This window comes from Pistricoccus aurantiacus (genome assembly GCF_007954585.1).
Taxonomy (GTDB): domain Bacteria; phylum Pseudomonadota; class Gammaproteobacteria; order Pseudomonadales; family Halomonadaceae; genus Pistricoccus; species Pistricoccus aurantiacus.
Map to the genome: position 1 here is coordinate 1,610,306 of NZ_CP042382.1, position 17,943 is coordinate 1,628,248.

At 62.9% G+C, this 17,943-nt stretch carries 13 protein-coding genes and 1 pseudogene; 6 read left to right on the forward strand and 8 right to left on the reverse strand.

Translation table 11 applies throughout. From position 1 onward, the window contains the following. Positions 1 to 103 precede the first annotated feature (103 nt). Together thrC and FGL86_RS07755 are read left to right on the forward strand one after the other, a co-directional pair. Positions 104 to 1,495, forward strand: a complete 1,392-nt coding sequence (gene thrC, locus FGL86_RS07750) for a threonine synthase (protein WP_147184032.1) — start codon at positions 104 to 106, stop codon at positions 1,493 to 1,495. A gap of 13 nt (positions 1,496 to 1,508) precedes the next feature. Then, positions 1,509 to 3,278, forward strand: a complete 1,770-nt coding sequence (locus tag FGL86_RS07755; protein WP_147184033.1) for a single-stranded-DNA-specific exonuclease RecJ — start codon at positions 1,509 to 1,511, stop codon at positions 3,276 to 3,278. A 15-nt stretch (positions 3,279 to 3,293) separates the two neighbouring features. On the opposite strand, the gene FGL86_RS07760 is transcribed toward FGL86_RS07755, so the two are convergent. The 3 genes from FGL86_RS07760 to FGL86_RS07770 are packed head-to-tail and all read right to left on the reverse strand — an operon-like array spanning position 3,294 to position 6,518. Continuing rightward, positions 3,294 to 3,713 (reverse strand): VOC family protein, encoded by a 420-nt coding sequence (locus tag FGL86_RS07760; RefSeq protein ID WP_147184034.1) that lies wholly within the window; start codon positions 3,711 to 3,713, stop codon positions 3,294 to 3,296. 44 nt (positions 3,714 to 3,757) lie between these two features. Further along, positions 3,758 to 5,314 (reverse strand): DHA2 family efflux MFS transporter permease subunit, encoded by a 1,557-nt coding sequence (locus FGL86_RS07765; RefSeq protein ID WP_147184035.1) that lies wholly within the window; start codon positions 5,312 to 5,314, stop codon positions 3,758 to 3,760. Next, positions 5,304 to 6,518 (reverse strand): HlyD/EmrA/EmrK family protein, encoded by a 1,215-nt coding sequence (locus tag FGL86_RS07770; protein ID WP_246131765.1) that lies wholly within the window; start codon positions 6,516 to 6,518, stop codon positions 5,304 to 5,306. The genes FGL86_RS07765 and FGL86_RS07770 overlap by 11 nt, the downstream gene beginning before the upstream one ends. Before the next feature lie 304 nt (positions 6,519 to 6,822). On the opposite strand from FGL86_RS07770, the gene putP reads away from it, so the two are divergent. Continuing rightward, positions 6,823 to 8,289, forward strand: coding sequence for a sodium/proline symporter PutP (gene putP / locus FGL86_RS07775; protein WP_147184037.1), 1,467 nt, complete (start codon positions 6,823 to 6,825; stop codon positions 8,287 to 8,289). 153 nt (positions 8,290 to 8,442) lie between these two features. On the opposite strand, the gene FGL86_RS07780 is transcribed toward putP, so the two are convergent. Next, complete coding sequence (locus FGL86_RS07780; protein WP_147184038.1) at positions 8,443 to 11,010, reverse strand: heavy metal translocating P-type ATPase; 2,568 nt, start codon at positions 11,008 to 11,010, stop codon at positions 8,443 to 8,445. After that, positions 11,007 to 11,417, reverse strand: coding sequence for a MerR family transcriptional regulator (locus FGL86_RS07785; protein WP_147184039.1), 411 nt, complete (start codon positions 11,415 to 11,417; stop codon positions 11,007 to 11,009). The genes FGL86_RS07780 and FGL86_RS07785 overlap by 4 nt, the downstream gene beginning before the upstream one ends. Positions 11,418 to 11,783: 366 nt before the next feature. Between FGL86_RS07785 and FGL86_RS07790 the strand changes: the two genes are divergently transcribed. Continuing rightward, a complete protein-coding gene (locus FGL86_RS07790) occupies positions 11,784 to 13,148 on the forward strand; it encodes an OmpP1/FadL family transporter (RefSeq protein WP_147184040.1) in 1,365 nt (454 codons plus the stop codon). 65 nt (positions 13,149 to 13,213) lie between these two features. Here FGL86_RS07790 and FGL86_RS07795 read toward each other — a convergent pair. Then, positions 13,214 to 14,534: pseudogene (locus tag FGL86_RS07795) on the reverse strand (IS4 family transposase). 240 nt (positions 14,535 to 14,774) lie between these two features. On the opposite strand from FGL86_RS07795, the gene FGL86_RS07800 reads away from it, so the two are divergent. Together FGL86_RS07800 and FGL86_RS07805 are read left to right on the forward strand one after the other, a co-directional pair. Next, positions 14,775 to 14,957 carry a type II toxin-antitoxin system HicA family toxin gene (locus tag FGL86_RS07800; RefSeq protein ID WP_147184041.1) on the forward strand — a complete coding sequence of 61 codons (183 nt, stop codon included), beginning with the start codon at positions 14,775 to 14,777 and terminating at the stop codon, positions 14,955 to 14,957. Positions 14,958 to 14,985: 28 nt separating this feature from the next. Beyond that, positions 14,986 to 15,390, forward strand: a complete 405-nt coding sequence (locus tag FGL86_RS07805) for a type II toxin-antitoxin system HicB family antitoxin (RefSeq protein WP_147184042.1) — start codon at positions 14,986 to 14,988, stop codon at positions 15,388 to 15,390. An 11-nt stretch (positions 15,391 to 15,401) separates the two neighbouring features. Here the strand turns inward: FGL86_RS07805 and FGL86_RS07810 are convergent, their stop codons facing one another. Beyond that, positions 15,402 to 17,000, reverse strand: a complete 1,599-nt coding sequence (locus FGL86_RS07810; protein ID WP_147184043.1) for an ABC transporter ATP-binding protein — start codon at positions 16,998 to 17,000, stop codon at positions 15,402 to 15,404. A gap of 9 nt (positions 17,001 to 17,009) precedes the next feature. Next, entirely contained in the window at positions 17,010 to 17,939 is a 930-nt protein-coding gene (locus FGL86_RS07815) for an ABC transporter permease subunit (protein WP_147184044.1), read from the reverse strand. Between the last annotated feature and the right edge of the window lie 4 nt (positions 17,940 to 17,943).

Below are 17,943 nucleotides of genomic sequence, written 5' to 3' on the forward strand. Positions count from 1 at the left end.
CTTTTTCAGGGATGAAAAAGCCGAGCTCCCAAGGATGGGTTTACAGCGTCTCCGCGTTTCCTATACCAGGAATAGCCGCTAAGAACGGCGAAAGGATCAGACAATGCGCTATATCAGTACTCGCGGGCAGGCGCCCGCGCTGAATTTCGAGGAAGTGGTGCTGACCGGCATGGCCAGCGACGGTGGTCTCTACGTGCCGGAAAACGTACCGCGGCTTTCCCGGGAAGAGCTGGCCGCCATGGCCGGGCTCTCCTATGCGGAGATCGCCTTTCGGGTGATGAAGCCCTTCGTGGGCGGCGAGATCGACGACGACACCTTTCGAGAGATCGTCCGGGACGCCTACGCCACCTTCAGCCACGACGCGGTGGTACCCCTCAATCAGCTAGACGCCAATCACTTCCTGCTCGAACTGTTCCACGGCCCGACCCTTGCCTTCAAGGACGTGGCCCTGCAGCTGCTGGGCCGTATCCTCGATCACTTCCTGAAACGCAGCGGCGAGCGGGCGGTGATCATGGGGGCGACCTCCGGGGATACCGGCTCCGCCGCCATCGAAGGCTGTCGCCACTGCGACAACCTGGATATCTTCATCCTGCATCCACACAACCGGGTCTCCGAGGTGCAGCGTCGCCAGATGACCTCGGTGCTGGCGGACAACGTCTTCAATATCGCCATCGAAGGCAACTTCGACGACGCCCAGGCGATGGTCAAGGCGAGTTTCGCGGATCAAGGCTTCCTGCAGGGCACCCGGCTGATCGCGGTGAACTCCATCAACTGGGCACGCATCATGGCCCAGATCGTCTATTACGTGGCCGCCGGGGTCGCCCTGGGCGCGCCGCATCGCCAGGTCAGCTTCTGCGTGCCCTCCGCCAACTTCGGCAACGTCTTCGCGGGCTACATGGCCTACAAGATGGGGCTGCCGATCAAGCAGTTCATCATCGCCACCAACGCCAACGACATCCTGCACCGCACGCTTTCCGACAACGACTTTTCCAAGCGCGATCTGGAGGCGACCCTGGCGCCCTCCATGGATATCGTGGTGTCCTCGAACTTCGAGCGCCTTTTGTTCGATGCCTATGAACAGGATGGGGAGGCGGTACGCGAACTGCTCGAGCGTTTCCAGCAGGAGTCCACCGCCCTGGCGGAAGCGCCCCTGGCTCGGCTGCGTGAGCTGTTCGCCAGCCACAGCGTCGACGACGCGACGATTCTCGAGGTGATTCGCGAGGCCCATCATCGCACCAAGGAACTGCTCGATCCGCATACCGCCACCGGCTATCGCGCTGCGGAGCGTGCCCGGGCGGACGCGGCCACGCCGATGATAACCCTCGCCACCGCCCATCCCGCGAAGTTCGCCGAAGCGGTGGTCAAGGCGGGTTTCCCCGGGGTGCCGCTGCCGCCGCACATGGACGACCTGTTGGAGCGAGAAGAGCGCTACGAGGTATTGCCGGCGGAGCTCAAGGCGGTACAGAGTTTCGTCGCCGAACATCGGCGCGGTTAAGGGCAGCGTGGCAATGATCTGCGCACCGCGTCTGGTGCCACGCCCGCGTGACGAGGCCCTGTACGCTCGCGCCCAGCGGGAAGGCTTGAGCGAGCTGCAGGCGCGCATTCTCGCCGGCCGGCTGAGCGAATTCGACGGCGAGCTGGCGTCTCTGGTGACGCCGAGCCTGCGCTACCTGGCCCATCCGGAAGAGTTGGCGGACGGCCGCCGGGCCGCGGAGCGCATCGCCCAGGCGGTGGTGGAGGGCGAGCATATCGGCATCCTCACGGATTATGACGTGGACGGCATCACCTCCCACGTGGTGATCCTGCGGACCCTCAACGAGCTGTTTGGCGTGCCGATGGAAAAGCTGCATAGTCTGATCGGCCATCGTATCAACGACGGCTACGGTATCAGCCTGCCGCTGGTGGAGCGTGCGCTGTCTTTTTCACCGCGCCCCAGCCTGGTGATCACCGCGGACTGCGGCTCCTCGGACGAGCCGCGTATCGCCCGGCTCAAGGCGGAAGGCATCGACGTGGTGGTGACGGATCATCACGCTTTGCCCATCGAAGGGCCGCCGACCTCTGCCTACGCCACGGTTAACCCGACCCGCAAGGACTGCGCCTATCCGGACGCGACCATCGCCGGCTGCATGGTGGCCTGGCTGGTGATGTCGCTTTCGCGCAGCGTGCTGATCGAGTGGGGGGCGATTTCTGCTTCTACTCCCAAGCTCTCTCCCTGGCTTTCTTTTGTTGCCCTGGGCACCGTGGCGGATTGCGTGTCTTTGGGCGCCAGCGCCGCCAATCGCGCCGTGGTCAATCATGGCCTGACGCTGATCAACCGCATGGACGCCGCCTGCTGGCGAGTGATGGCGGAACTGCTGGGCAAGGACAGTGTGCCCTTCGGCGCCGAAACCCTGGCCTTCCAGATGGGGCCGCGCATCAACGCCCGCTCCCGGCTCGACGACCCTTACGCGGCGCTGCATTTTATGCTGGCGGCGGACGATGCCTCTGCAAGACGGCATCTGGAAGTGCTCGATCAGGATAACCAGTCCCGCAAGGCCATCGAGCTGGACATGACCGAGCAGGCGAAAATCCTGGCGGCGGAGCAGCTGGCAGAGAACGTTCCGGCGCTGGTGATTCTACTCGAGGACGGCCACGCCGGAGTGCAGGGCATTGTCGCCTCCCGGCTGGTGCAGGCCTTCGGCCGCCCGACCTTCGTGCTGACCCCGGCGGCCCAGGCCGGCATGCTCACCGGTTCCGGGCGCTCCATCGAGGGCTTGCACCTGCGAGACGCCCTGCAGCGTGCCCACGATCTCGCTCCCCAGGCGCTGCCGCGCTTCGGCGGCCATCGCGCCGCGGCGGGCATCGGCGTGCCCTGGGAGTGCTTCGAGGAGTTTCACCAGGCGCTGCTCCGGGCGGTGGGGGAGCAGCTCGGCGAGCGGGACCTTTATCCGTGCCTGTTCACCGATGGGCGCCTGACGCCGCAGCAGTTGACCCTTGCCACCCTGGATGAGCTGGCGGCCCTGGAACCTTTCGGCCGAGAATTCGACCCGCCGCTGTTCGAGGGCGAGTTCCTGGTGGAGAACCTGCGGGTAGTCGGCGGCGACGGCACCCATCTGATGCTGGAGCTGGCGGCGGGGGCCAACGTTCTGCGCGCCATCTGGTTTCGCGCTCTGGCGCCGGGGGAGGCGCCAAGCTTCGGCCTGGGCGCCCGGCTGCACTGCGCCTTCAAGCTCAACCGCAATCGTTGGCGAGGTCGGGAGTCCTTGCAGCTGATGATCGAGCACGTTCAGGCACTTTAGTTCTATACCAGCCGCTCAATAATTCGGCCAAAGCCCTGGGGTGGCCAGTTCCAGCAGATGGCCATCGGGGTCGCGGAAGTAGAGGCTCTCGCCGCCCTTTGGCCAGTGGGTGCGGCCTTCGATCTCGACGCCGTGCTCGGCAAGGCGTTTTTCCCAAGGTTCCAGCTCCTCCGTGGCGATGGCGAAGGCCATATGCACCCGGCCGCTGCCGTCATGGGGCGGAATGGTGCCCATATCTTCGGGCAGCACCACGGTTTCCTCCGTCGCGCCCTCGAGGAAAAGCAGCAGCACGCTAGTGCCGCCGGCGTTGTAGGCGGTAAAGCGATGATCCGCGGTGAAGGCCTCGAGGTCCATCACTTCCTCGAAAAAGCGCCGGGCGCGATCCATGTTCGTGGTATACAGCGAACTTTCCAGTAATCCATTCAGGCTCGGCATTGCCACTTCCTCCGATTGCAAGCGTGTCTTGCCAGCCTAGCAGGTCAATGCGCCTGAGCGGTGGCGGCGGCGCTTTCCTCCTGAGTGGACTTGGCCAGCCAGACCACCAGCATCAGGGCGGCGAATATCCAGCCCGATACGTAGAAGACATCGTTCGTGCTCATGATCAATGCCTGATGGCTGACCTCGTTGGCCAGCAGGCGTTGTGCCTGCTCGAGGCTCAGGCCCTGGTCCTGCAGCCGCTGCAGCCACTGATGCGTGGCCGGATCGAAGGGGGTGAGATGGCTGTTGAGCCGGTGATCGTGGAACGTCGCACGATCGTCCCACAGGGTAGTAGCAAACGAAGTGCCGAAACCCAAAAAGAGCTGCCGCAGGAAGTTGAGCAGCGCCGAAGCGCCCGCCAGTTCCGAGGTGGGTAACCGAGAGAAGGCGATGGCCATCAGGGGAATGAAGAAGAACGCCGTACCGATACCCCAAGGTAGCCGGGGCAGGAAGATCTGTTCGAAGGTAATAAAGGGATTGGCGTGGCTGTTGTAGAAGGATACCGAGGCAAAGACGAAGAAGCCGAAGGTTACCAGATAACGAGCGTCCACCTTGTCGCTCAGCCGTCCCGCGAGAGGAGAGGCGACTACGCCTAGAATGCCCATGGAGGCGGTCGCCATTCCCGCCCAGGTCGCCGTATAACCCATGCCGGTCTGCAGCCACAGGGGCAGGATGACGATGGCGCCGAAGAACACCATATAGCCCAGGCATAGGAGGATAGTACCCACGGCGAAATTGCGATCCCGAAACAGATGGATGTCGATGATGGGGCGCTCCGCGGTCCATTCCCAGATGACGAGAACGCACAGGAAAATTGCCGCAACGACGCTGAGAGTGATGATGTAATCAGACTGGAACCAGGCCTTTTCCGCCCCTTGGTCGAGCATTACCTGCAGGCTGCCCACGCCGATGATCAGCAGCACCAGCCCCACCAGATCCACTCCTTCACGGCGGACCGGCGTTTCCCGGTCCTTGAGCAGCAGCCAGCAGGCGGGAGCGACGATCAACCCCACCGGCACGTTGATATAGAAGATCCAGGACCAGTTGATATGGTCGGTGATCCAGCCGCCGAGAATCGGCCCGGCGATGGGACCCACCACCGCGGTCATGCCGTAGATGCCGTTGGCCAGGCCGCGCTTCTCCCGGGGGTAGCAGGCCAGCAGCAGGCTCTGGGAAATGGGAATCATCGGCCCGGCGGCGGCGCCCTGCAGGCCGCGAAAGGTCAGCAGCAGTTCGAAATTCGAAGCGAAGCCGCACAGCCAGGAAAACAGCGTGAACAAGAGCGTGCAGAAGACGAACAGCCGCACCTGACCGAAGCGCCGGGACAGCCAGCCGGAAATCGGCACGGTGACCGCGTTGCACACCGCGAATACGGTGATGATCCAGGTGCCCTGGCTGGCGCTGACCGCCAGATCGCCGGCGATGGTGGGAATCGAGACGTTGGCGATGGAAACGTCCAGCACGTTCATGAACACCGCCAGGGCCAGCACGATGGTGGCCCCGATCAGTCGGCCTCCGCTCAGCGGTGGCAGGGTGTCGAGGCTCGCCTCATTGGCCATGGGAGGCGTCGGCGCTGGTCAGGCCGGGGGACAGATTCTCGGCGACGATGCTTTCGATCATGGCGTTTACCGGCGCCGGATCGATACGATAGACCGGGGTGGCGTAGCGACTCGCGGAGTCGACCTTGTTCACCAGACCCGGACCTTCCAGATCGTGCACGTCGACGCTGGCGGTCAGCGATAGCCCGATGCGAAGAGGATGCTTTTCCAGCTGTTTCGGATCGAGGGTAACCCGCACCGGCAGGCGCTGTACTACCTTGATCCAGTTGCCGGTGGCGTTCTGCGGCGGCAACAGCTCGAAGGCGCTGCCGGTCCCGGCGGAAAGCCCTTGGACCTTGCCGTGGTATTCCACCTCGTCCCCGTAGAAGTCCGCGTGAATGCTTACCGGCTGGCCGATACGCACCCGGGGCAGTTCGGTTTCCTTGAAGTTGGCCTCTACCCACACCTGCTCCAGAGGCACGATAGAAAGCATCGGGCTACCCGGCGACACCTGCTGACCGATCTGCACCGAGCGCTTGGCGATATGACCATCGATCGGCGCGACGATTTCGGTACGCTGCAGATCCAGCCAGGCGCGGCGCAATTGTTGTTTGGCGGCGATCACCCGGGGATGGTGAGCGGGGTCCGTGCCCTGGGTCTGAGCCTGCAATGCCTCGAGTTGATGTCGAGCCGCCTGCAAGCCGGCCCGGGTATTACGCCGCTCGGTCTGGGCCTGCTGATAGTATTCCTGGGACACGGAGCGCTTGGCATACAGAGTGCGGGCCCGCTCGAAATCCCGCTCGGCCTGGGCGGAAGTGGCCTCGCGCTGATCGATGACCGCCCGCTGCTGTTCGAGCTGCACGTAGCGCTCCTGCACCTGGCGCAAAGTCTGTGCCAGATTCGCCTTGGCTCGCTCCAGCGCCAGCTGGGCATCGCTGTCGTCCAGGATGACCAGGGTCTGGCCCTGGGTGACGTAATCCGTATCGTCCACGTTGATGCCGGTTACCATGCCTTGCACCCGCGGCATCAGCGATATGCGATTGCCGTGCACGTAGGCGTCGTCCGTGGTGACGTAGAAACGTGCGATGAAGAACCAGTAGGCGCCGTAGGCGATACCTGCCAGCAGAACTATCGCCACCAGTCCCAGCAGCCAGCGACGGCGGGCTATCTTGCGTGGTGTCGGCGCAGGGGTGTTGGTCTGAGAACCCTTCGAATGCTCAGTCACCGAGTTTTCTTGTTGGTTGGATTGCATGGTCGGGTAGCGAGGTTCGGGCAGGCTAGATACGACCAGCCAAGCGTGGCTGGATATTGTTTCTTAGCAATCTAACAGGCCCGTTGGAAAAACGTCAAGCATGGCGCTGGCCCAAGATACAGCGGCGTGTTTCCATGACAGCGTCGATGTGGCGTGGCCGCCAATCAAGGGAGCCGGGACAATTTTTTGGAGTGGCTTGTCAGGACGGATCGCTGCGCCCATGCTGGCTATCTGACGGATTCACGAAAAAGAAAACAACCTGTGGAGGGAAGCTGTCATGGCAACTGGCGTCTGGATCAGTCTGATCCTCTATTTTCTGCTGATGCTGGCCATCGGTATCTATGCCTGGCGTAAATCGACCTCGAGTTCCGAGGAGTACATCCTTGCCGGGCGCAATCTACCTCCCGCGGTGGCCGCGCTGTCCGCCGGGGCCTCGGATATGAGCGGCTGGCTCTTGCTGGGACTACCCGGTGCGCTCTTTGCCGCAGGACTGGTCGAGGCATGGATCGGTATCGGCCTTTTCGTCGGCGCGCTGCTGAACTGGATCATCGTTGCGCCCCGTCTGCGCGAGCAGACCGAGCGTTACGACAATGCCCTGACCATCCCCGGTTTTCTGGCGAGCCGATTTCCGACACAGGCGATGCTGCTGCGGGTGATCTCAGCCATCATCATCGTGGTGTTCTTCGCGGTATATACCGCCTCGGGGCTGGTCGGCGGCGGCAAGCTGTTTTCCAGCGCCTTCGATGGCGGCTATCAGACCGGCGTCTGGCTGACCCTGGGCGTTGTGTTGGCTTATACGGTGGTAGGTGGGTTCCTGGCGGTCAGCCTTACCGATTTCGTTCAGGGCTGCATCATGATGCTGGCGCTGGTCATCATGCCTGTCGTCGTGCTTTACGGATCGGGTGGCGGCGGATTCGACCAGGCGCGGGAGACGCTGGCGACGATCGACAGCAGTTTCTTGTCGTTGACCGAGGGGTTGACCCTGGTCGGCTTCCTGTCGGCGGTCACCTGGGGGCTGGGTTACTTCGGCCAGCCGCATATCATCGTGCGATTCATGGCAGTGCGCCGTGTCGAGGATGTGCCGGCGGCTCGCAATATCGGCATGGGCTGGATGGCGATCTCGCTGATCGGCGCGCTCGGGGTAGGCATCCTGGGACGCGCCTATGCAATGCGCAACGGGCTGGACGTCGCGGATCCCGAAACGATCTTCATCGTTCTGGCGGATCTGCTGTTTCATCCGCTGGTCACGGGTTTCCTGTTCGCTGCGCTGCTCGCCGCGATCATGAGCACGGTCTCCAGCCAGCTTCTGGTGTCATCCTCATCGCTGACCGAGGATTTCTACCGGCTGTTCATCAACCGTTACGCCAGTGAAAAGGCGAGAGTGACGGTTAGCCGACTGGCGGTGCTGGCGGTGGGGCTGGTGGCGGCCTTCATCGCCCGGGATCCCAACTCCAGCGTACTGGGGCTGGTTTCCCACGCCTGGGCGGGATTCGGCGCGGCGTTCGGTCCGCTGATCATCCTGTCGTTGACCTGGTCCCGGATGACCGGGATCGGTGCCGTGGCGGGCCTGGTGGTTGGCGCCGCCACGGTGATGATCTGGACCTGGGCAGGGCTGAACGCCAGCTTCATGGGTGGTCCCGGGGTCTACGAGATCATTCCTGGCTTCATTCTTGCCACCCTGGCCATCATCGTGGTCAGCCTGATGACCGAAGCGAAGGACGAATTTCGTGCGCTGACGAATTGAGTCAGCACCTGCCGGATTCGTCTGCGTTCCCGGCAGCCCGCCCTCGGGGTTGCCGGCGTGCCCACCTAGGCGGCCCCCACTAGGCGTGCCCCCAAAACCACCAGGCAATCAGCGCGATCAGCGCCAGGCCACCGAGATTGATCAGCCAGCTTGTCATGACAAAGCCTCCCGAGGTTGTTCAGCATTGGTGTCAGGCTCCGGACGGTACGAGGTCTTGAACAGCCGCAGCCGGTTGGCGTTGCTGACCACGGTCACCGAGGAGAGCGACATGGCGATCCCGGCGATCACCGGCGATAGCAGGGCGCCGGTAAAGGGGTACAGGATCCCTGCCGCGATGGGAATGCACAGGGTGTTGTAACCGAAGGCGCCCCACAGGTTTTGCTTGATGTTCCTGAGGGTCGCCCGGCTCAGTTCGATGGCATCGGCGATGCCGTGCAAGGAACCGCGCATCAGAGTGATGCCGGCGCTCTCGATGGCCACGTCAGTGCCCTGACCGATGGCGAAGCCGACATCCGCCCGGGCCAGCGCCGGGGCGTCGTTGATGCCGTCGCCGACCATGCCGACGGTTTCGCCGTTAGCCTGAAGCCGCTCGATCTCCGCATGCTTGTCCTCCGGCATCAGCTCCGCCCGGTAATCGTCGATGCCCACTTCCTCGGCGATGGCCGCGGCGGTATGGGGGTTGTCCCCGGTCAGCATGACGATCTTCAAGCCGTCTTGCTGAAGGCGCTGGATCGCCGCTCGGGTATCCGCCTTGAGCGGATCGCTGACGCCGAAGACCGCCGTCAGCCGGTCGTCGATGGCCAGATAGATCACGGTACGAGCCTGGTTTTCCAGACGTCCGGCGATATCGCCAGCGGCCTTAAGTGAAATTCCCGCTTCACTCAACAGCTTGGCGTTACCCATGCGCAGAAACCTACCCTCGGGAGTTCTGGCAGTAACGCCGCGTCCGGTAACACTTTCGAAGGCCTCGACAGTCGCGGTGTCGGCATCTTCCGATTCGGCGTATTTTACCAGCGCCGTGGCAAGTGGATGTTCGGAGCCGCGCTCCAGGGCGGCCACCAGCCCCAGCACCTCGCGACGCTCGCCGTCGAGAATGTCCGCCTCGGTCACTCGGGGTTTGCCCTCGGTTAGCGTGCCGGTCTTGTCCACCACCAGGGTAGTGAGCTTGCTTGCGGTCTGCAGTGCCTCGCCGCTTCGCACCAGCACCCCGTGCTCCGCCGCCTTGCCTATCCCGATCATGGTGGAGATCGGCGTGGCGAGACCCAGCGCGCAGGGGCAGGCGATGATCAGTATCGTCGTGGCGGTGACCAGCATGTGAATCAGTACCGGCGCCGGGCCGAAATTGAACCAGATCAGTGCGGTGATCACGGCGATGATCATCACGCTGGGCACGAAGATCGCCGAGACCTGATCCGCCAGTCGGCCGATGGGGGGGCGAGAATTCTGTGCCCTGGCCACCTGCTCGGTGATCTGCCCGAGTCGGGTGTCGTCGCCGACCCGAGTGGCGCGGTAGACGAGACCGCCGCGGCCGTTGACGGTACCCGCGCTGACCTCACTGCCTTCCTGCTTGCCGACCGGATGCGGCTCCCCGGTGAGCATGGATTCGTCGATATGACTCGAACCTTCCGTCACCTCGCCATCCACCGGAAGTCGTTCCCCCGGGCGTACGCGAACATGATCGCCTTCACGCACCTCATCGATAGGGATTTCCCGCTCGGTGCCGTCGCGGATCACTCGGGCGGTCTTGCTTTGCAGATCCAGCAGGCGCTTGAGGGCGTCGCTGGTGCGGCCTCTGGCCTTCAGTTCCATGGCCTGGCCGAACAGGATCAGACCGATGACCATGGCCGAGGCCTCGAAATAGATGCCCCGAGCCGCTTCCGGCAGCCAGGCGGAAAACAGCACCACCACCATGGAGTAGAGCCAAGCGGTGCCGGTGCCCAGGGCGATCAGGGTATCCATGTTGGCCTGGTGATGCTTGAAGGTCTTCCAGGCGCTGACGAAGAAATGCCGGCCCGGCCCCAGCAGCACCGCCAGGCTCAAGGCGCCGATCACCAGCCAGAAGAGCCTGCCGCTACCTTCCGGCGCCGGATGATAGACGAACATGGAAATCATCAGTGGTACGCCCAGACCCAGCGCTAGGGCGCTACCGCGAATACGTTTCCTGTATTCCCGTTCGTCCTGTTCCTGCTTGGTCTGCTGAGCCTGACGCAGATCCTCGATGCGGCTTGCGCCGTAACCCACGTCTTCCACTGCCTTGATCAACTCGACGGCACTGACGTTGCCGCGCACCTCGGCGGTGTGATTGCCGAAATTGACCTGGGCATGAGAGACGCCGGAGACGCGATTCAGCGCCTTCTGCACCGTATTGACGCAGCCGGCGCAGGTCATGCCGGAGATGGACAGCCGCTGTCTTATCTCGCCGGCCAACTGGGGGGCGGTTTCGGTCTTGGGGCTGGCCTCGAAGGAAGTCTCTTGGTTTGACGCATCGGCGATGGGCGTCCGGTCTTTCTTCTGGGGTGGGTGCCCCGCTTCCTCGAGCAGCGCATCCACCCGCTCGCTAGTGAGATCGGTGACGATCTCGACGCGCTTCTCCTCGGGATAGCCGGTGACCTCGGCGGTTTCGTCTTCCGCCTGCAGGGTGCGGCGGATCTTGCTGACGCAGCCCTGGCAACTGATGCTGGGCACGAAGCGTTCGAGTGATTGGGATTGGGCAGCGCTCATGGCTCCTCCGGAAAGCGTTCGATCAGATGACAAAGGCTGTGGCCGTTGGGGGTGCCGTCCGGCATGTGCTCCCAGGCGGCCATGGCCTGCTCCATGCGCTCGGCCAGGGCCTGCAACTCCGCGATGCGGGCGTGAATTCGCGGCAGGCGACTTGCCAGTAGATCCCGTACCAAGGGACAGGGGGAGTCGCCTTGGTCCGCATGGGCAAGAATCTCGCCGATTTCATGAAGGCGGAACCCCAGGGTACGAGCCTGCTGGATAAATCTCAGGCGATCGAGATCCTGCTGGTTGAAGAGTTGATAGCCGTTATCCGGGTCGCGCCGGGGGGCAAGCAATCCTTCTCGAGTGTAATGGCGCACCGTCTCTGCGGTAACGCCGGCGGTTCTGGCCAGTTCGCTGACTTTCATGGCGCTATGTTTCTCCGCCGACAGTGTAATGATCCTAAGTGTAAAACCTAGGTGCTACACAAGGGTCAAGGCGCAACGTTGGGAAGCCGTCAAAAAAGCGGGTCGATTGACACGAGTTCGTGCAATTGACGCCGATAAAAGTGGCTAGACTTTGGAAATAGCGATGAAACCCAACAAGATTTTGAAGTCTTCAGACTAAAGAATCAGCGAAAGTCAGTTTAAAACGAGCGTTTGTTCTTGAACCTGGCGCCGGTTTGGGCCACAAAGGAAAGCGTGCTGCTTCCCGGGGATCGATAACAGGAACAAGTGGCTTCCGGGCAGATCATCTCGTTGTTTCAAGCTTTCTCCTGAAAAGGACACCTGACCATGTATTACAAGATCAACAAGTTGAGCGTTGCGGTTGCTCTGGCCAGCGCCGCGCTGGTTTCCAGCCAGGCTATGGCCACCGGTTTTCAGGTACGCGAACAAAGCGCCAAGGCGCTGGGCAACGCCTTTTCCGGCGCCGCCGCCGGCGCGGAAGACGTCAGCTACATGGCCCACAACCCGGCGGCCATCGGTAATATAGACGGCAATCAGGTAGCCGGCGCCGTCTCCTATATCGATGCCCAGTTCGAACTGCAGGATGCCCAGGCCTCGGCGGCGACCCCGCTTGGTCCGTTTCCCTACACCGGCGGCGGCTCCCGAAAAGGCGGCGAGGAAGCCTGGGTACCCAGCTTCGCCGCCAAGACCCAGCTCAATGAGCGCTTCGACCTGGGTCTGGCCATCTACTCGCCTTACGGGCTTGCCACCGAGTATGACGACGACTGGATCGGCCGCTATCACGCCATCGAGACTGAGCTCAAGACCTTGGATATCCAGCCAACGCTGAACTATCGCGCCAGCGACCGCTTGAATCTGGCGGTGGGGCTGCGGGCACAGTACGCGGATGCTACGCTCTCCAACGCGGTGGATCTCGGTGCCCTCGGCGCTCAGGCGGGCCAGCTGCCGCCCCAGGCCATCGGTCAGTTCGACGGCAAGGCGGAGGTGACCGGAGACGACTGGGGCTATGGCTATACCCTGGGTGCGCTGTTCCAGGCCACGGACAAGACTCGCCTGGGCGTCAGCTATCGTTCCAAGATCGACCTGACCCTGGACGGGGACGTGGACTTCAGCGCCGATAGCCCCACCGGGCAGGCGGTGCTGGCCGGTGCCAATGCTCAGGGGCGACTGAACGACGGCGGCGGTACCGCGGAATTGACCACCCCGGCGAACCTCAACCTCGGCGTCTATCACCAGCTGACGGACCGTCTGGCCCTGATGGCCAACGCGGAATGGACCGAGTGGAGCGAATTCGACGAACTGGTAGTGAAGTTCGCCGATGACAATACCCCCAACAGTGAAACCGACGAGAACTGGGACGACAGCTGGGCGTTTTCCGTGGGTGCCAACTACGCCCTGAACCGGCAGTGGCTGCTGCGCGCGGGTCTCGGCATGGACGAATCCCCGGTGCCCAGCAGCAAGTACCGTACCCCGCGCATCCCGGACGCGGATCGCCAGTGGGCCTCCATCGGCGCCACCTATCAGGCGACGCCGCAGCTCGGCATCACCGGCGGCTACCTGCACGTATTCGGCGACGACGTGGATATCGATCAGGACGCCGCGGATCGCGGCAACGCCGGGCGCGGCAATCTCTCCGGCACCTATGAAGTCTCCGCGGACGTGCTGGCGCTTTCCGTGGACTATCGTTTCTAGACGAACACACCAAGCCAGCGTTTCGAGTGTGCTTTACCCGGCCCCCGAGGCCTAATGCCAGTCAGTTAACGCTGACTGGCATTTTTCTTAGTGGGATATTTCTGTGGTCGCTGCCTGACCGAGCGAGGGTAAGAGCGTTCGCGTCGTTCAGGCAGGACGAAGGAAGGTGCCATCTCCATCATCGACTGAATCACGCCAGGCACGCGCCCCGGCGAGACCCAAGGCAGTATCGTCAGTTCCTTGATGATCCAGTGAGCGGCCTGATGAAAGCTGAGTTGGTTCGGGTGCACGGCCTCCAGGTTTATAGGCCATGCGGGCCATCTGAAAGCGGATCAGGTTGTAGGCCAGCAAGGTGCCCCAAAGCTCCTGGAAGACCATCTCCGGGGTGCGGCTACGCAGCGTCAGGCGGTTGCCTAACAGGGAGTGCTTCATTTCCCGGTAGCCCAGTTCGATTTCCCAGCGGTGGCGGTAGAGATCGACGATCTCCGCCGCCGGAAAGCGCAGCGGGTCGGTCATCGAGGTCAGGATCTGGACCTCCTTGCCATTCACCTTGCGACGTAACAGACGTGCCATCATCATCGTCGGCGGCAAGTCCGGCCATTTCTTGCGGGCCTGAGGGGAGGCGGTCAGGGCCACCAGGCGGTCTTGTCGGCCTAGCGAGCGCTCTTCCTGATATTGCGTTCCCTTCTTCAGCGGCATCAGCCAATGGCGCTGCTCGCCGGCGTTCTGCCAGGCATGCAGCAGACCCAGTGAGTAGAATCCACGATCAAACAGGGTCAGGGAGTGATCTGGGGTGCTGCCAATGAGCTGAGTGGTCAGCTCCATTTCACTACTCGCCACGCTGTCGAAGGCGGAGCCCGTCAGCAGATGGCTGGTCAGCTCCCTCTGGCACACCATGCGAATCTGCGGATAACTCGCTTCCCCCCAGGCATTGCGCGTGCGCGCGAAAGCCGCCTGATTCTCGGGCGAGTCGGGGGTGCGCCAGACCACGCCATCGACGCCCAGCAGCGTCAGCCCGCACCAGTGAGGATGTGGCGTCTGCTGGTGCCACAGCGCCTGGGTCTGCTCGAAGACGCATTTGACCGGTTCGATCCCCAGCCGTTGGCGCGCCTGCACCACGGCGCTGGGCGCGACGAAGGGGCGCTTGCCAGGCAGCATGATATCGAGGTGATTGACGATCTGCCCCATCGGGATATGCCGAAACAAGGCCATCCCGACAACCGCCCAGACCACCATGTCCAACGGCAGGCGACGCTTACGCAGTGTGGCCACGCCGGCTTCTTCAAGACAGGTGTCGATCAACTCGGGCGACAGCACCTCGGAGAGACTGGAGAAATCGTCGGGTACTGCCTTGGCAATGGCATCAATGGCGTCGCTGAAATGCATGGACCTTCCCGTGTCGGTGTGACTGACAGGGGAAGGTCTCATGATCAGCTTATTGAAGGTAGGCTTAACTGACTGGCATTAGCCCCCGAGGCCGGGTTTTTTGTCGGCGATTTTGCCGGCAGTGGAGCGCCGGAAGAAGCTCGTCCGGGCGGCGTTGGCTGTACTGTTGCCAAACGCTATCTACTATATTAAATATGCACCTGGAGTTATAATAATTCAAATGACAAGCCGGGAAGCACGGTGAAAAGCAGACAGCTCATCAAGGAACTGGAAGCATCAGGATGGCGGCTGGATCGCATCGCGGGTAGTCATCACATATTCAAACATCCCGAGCGCCCCGGCGCGGTGCCGGTTCCACATCCGAGAAAGGATTTACCAAAGGGCACCGTCAACAGCATACGAAAGCAGGCAGGACTCAAGTAGTCCTGTCGGGTCGAGACAGGAGGACAACATGCAGTATCCCATCGCCATAGAGTGGGGTGACGACAAAACCGCCACCGGCATCGTCTTTCCCGACATTCCCGGCGCGATCACCGCCGGCGACACTGTCGAGCAGGCTTACGAAGCTGCCGTCGAAGTGGCGCATATTCAACTCGAGGAGCTGGCTGCCGCCGGTGAGCCGATTCCCGTTCCGGGGAATATCGACAAACACCGTCAGAACCCTGAGTTTGCTGGCTGGGGCTGGGGCATCATCTATATCGACGTCACGCCTTATCTTGGCAAGACGGAAAAGGTCAACGTCACGCTGCCCGGTATCGTTATCCGCCAGATCGATGAATACGTGAGCCTGCACGGGGTCAAGAGCCGCTCGGCGTTTCTCGCCAGCGCCGCGCTGGAAAAACTGCACCATCAGTAAGCAGGTCTTCTTTATGCCGCCTCGCCCAGGAAGGCTGCCCGCATCAGCTCCCGGGTATAGGCTTCCCGGGGATGATCGAACAATTCCTGGGTGGTGCCTTGTTCCACCACTCGGCCCTCTTTCATCACCAGCACGCTGTCCGCCAGCGCCCGTACCACCGCCAGGTCGTGGCTGATAAACAGGTAGGTGAGGCTGTGCCTGCGCTGCAGCTCCCGCAGCAGTTCGATCACCGTGGCCTGCACGGAGCGGTCCAGCGCCGAGGTGGGCTCGTCCAGCAGCAGGAATTCCGGCTGCAGCACCAGCGCCCGGGCGATGGCGATGCGCTGGCGCTGGCCGCCGGAAAACTCGTGGGGGTAGCGCTGGCGCATGGCCGGGTCCAGGGCCACTTCCTCGAGAGCCTGCTGCACCCGTTGATCCCGTTCCGCGCGCTTGTACTCCGGATGATGCACCCGCAGGCCCTCGCCGATGATTTCCCCCACGGTCAGCCGCGGCGACAGGGAACCGAAGGGATCCTGGAAGACCACCTGCATGCGCTTGCGAATCGGCCTCATGGCCGCGGCGTCCAGATGGCCGATATCGGTGTCGTCGAAACGAATTTTCCCCTGACTTTCCAGCAGACGCAAAAGCGCTCGGCCCAAGGTCGACTTGCCGGAGCCGGACTCGCCGACGATGCCCAGGGTCTGACCGCGCTTCAGGGTAACGTCGATGCCGCGCACCGCCTCGAAATACTCGTTGGCTCCGAACAGCCGGCGCTTGATGGCAAAGCGCACCCGCAGATCGCTGGCTTCCAGCAGGATAGGGCTGTTCTCGGCTACCGGCGCCTTGCTGCCGCTGGGCTCCGCATCGATCAGCGCCCGGGTGTAGTCGTGTTTGGGCGAGGCAAAGACGTCCTGGGTTCGCCCCTGTTCGAGCAGCTCACCACGGCGCATCACGCAGACCCGGTCGGCGAAATGGCGCACGATGCCCAGATCGTGGGTGATGAACAGGATTGCCATGCCGTAGCGGCGCTGCAGGTCCTTGAGCAGGGTCAGGATCTGTGCCTGCACGGTAACGTCTAGCGCCGTGGTGGGTTCATCGGCGATCAACAGCTGCGGCTCGCAGGCCAGCGCCATGGCGATCATCACCCGCTGGCGCTGGCCGCCGGAGAGCTCATGGGGATAGCTGGTTATCCGGCGCTGCGGTTCGGGAATGCCCACCTGGTCAAGCAGGTCGATCACCTTGGCTCTGGCCTTCGCTCCACGCAGGCCCCGATGCAGGCGCAGCACTTCCTTGATCTGATCACCGATGCGATGCAGTGGGTTAAGCGAGGTCATCGGCTCCTGGAACACCGTGGCTATTTGGTTACCTCGCAGTTCGCGCATGCGCCGGCTAGGCACTTGCAGCAGGTCTTCGCCTCGGAAGCGAATCGCCCCTCGCACCCGAGCCAGCTCCGGCAGCAGCCGCAGGATGGCGGTGCTGGTCACGGACTTGCCGGAGCCGGATTCGCCCACCAGGGCCAGGGTCTCACCTTCCTTGACCCTCAGGCTGACGTTCTTGACCGCGGGAACGTCGCCGTCCGGCAGCTGGAAGTCGACGCACAGGTCGTCGATCTCGAGTAGGGGAGTGGTCATGATGGATTCCTAGCGAGTCTTGGGGTCAAGGGCGTCACGCAGCCCGTCGCCGAGAAAGTTCAGACAGAACAGGGTCAGCGCCAGGAAGACCGCCGGCACCAGCAGCATCCAGGGGGCGCTCTGCATCATGTCCGTGCCCTCGCTGATCAGTACCCCCCAGCTGGTCAGCGGCTCCTGCACGCCGAGGCCGAGAAACGACAGGAAGCTCTCCAGCAGAATCACCTTGGGCACGGTCAGGGTGACGTAGATGATCACCGGGCCGATGGCGTTGGGAATCATGTGCCGGGTGATGATGGTGCGATCCTTGACTCCCAGGGCGTGGGCGGCCTCGACGAATTCCCGGCGTTTGAGCGCCAGGGTCTGGCCGCGCACGATACGCGCCATGTCGAGCCATTCCACCGCGCCGATGGCGGCGTAGATCAGCAGGATGTTGCGCCCGAACACCACCATCAGCAGAATCACCAGGAACATGAAAGGCAGCGAGTACATGATGTCGACGAAACGCATCATCAGGTTGTCCGTGCGCCCGCCCAGATAGCCGGAGACTGCCCCGTAGAGCACGCCGATCACCAGGCTTACCAGGGTGGCCACCAGGGCCACGGATAGCGAGACGCGACCGCCGTACAGCGTGCGCGCCAGCAGGTCGCGGCCGTTGGCGTCGGTGCCGAGATAATGGCCGCCTTCCAGCGTCGGCGGAGCGGTGAAGGCGTTCCAGTCGACCTCCGCCAGACCCCAGGGCAGCAGATACGGACCGACCACGCAGGCCAGGGAAATGATGACCAGCAGCCACAGGCTGAACATGGCCGCCTTGTTCTGCTTGAGCCGACGCCAGGCCTCCCACCCCAGGCTCTGACCGGCGGTGGGTACCGGCGCCTCCGGCGGGTTGGGGCCGCCGGCGGGGACGGGCTGATCTCGATGGGCAGTGGTGTCGATAGTCATGGCG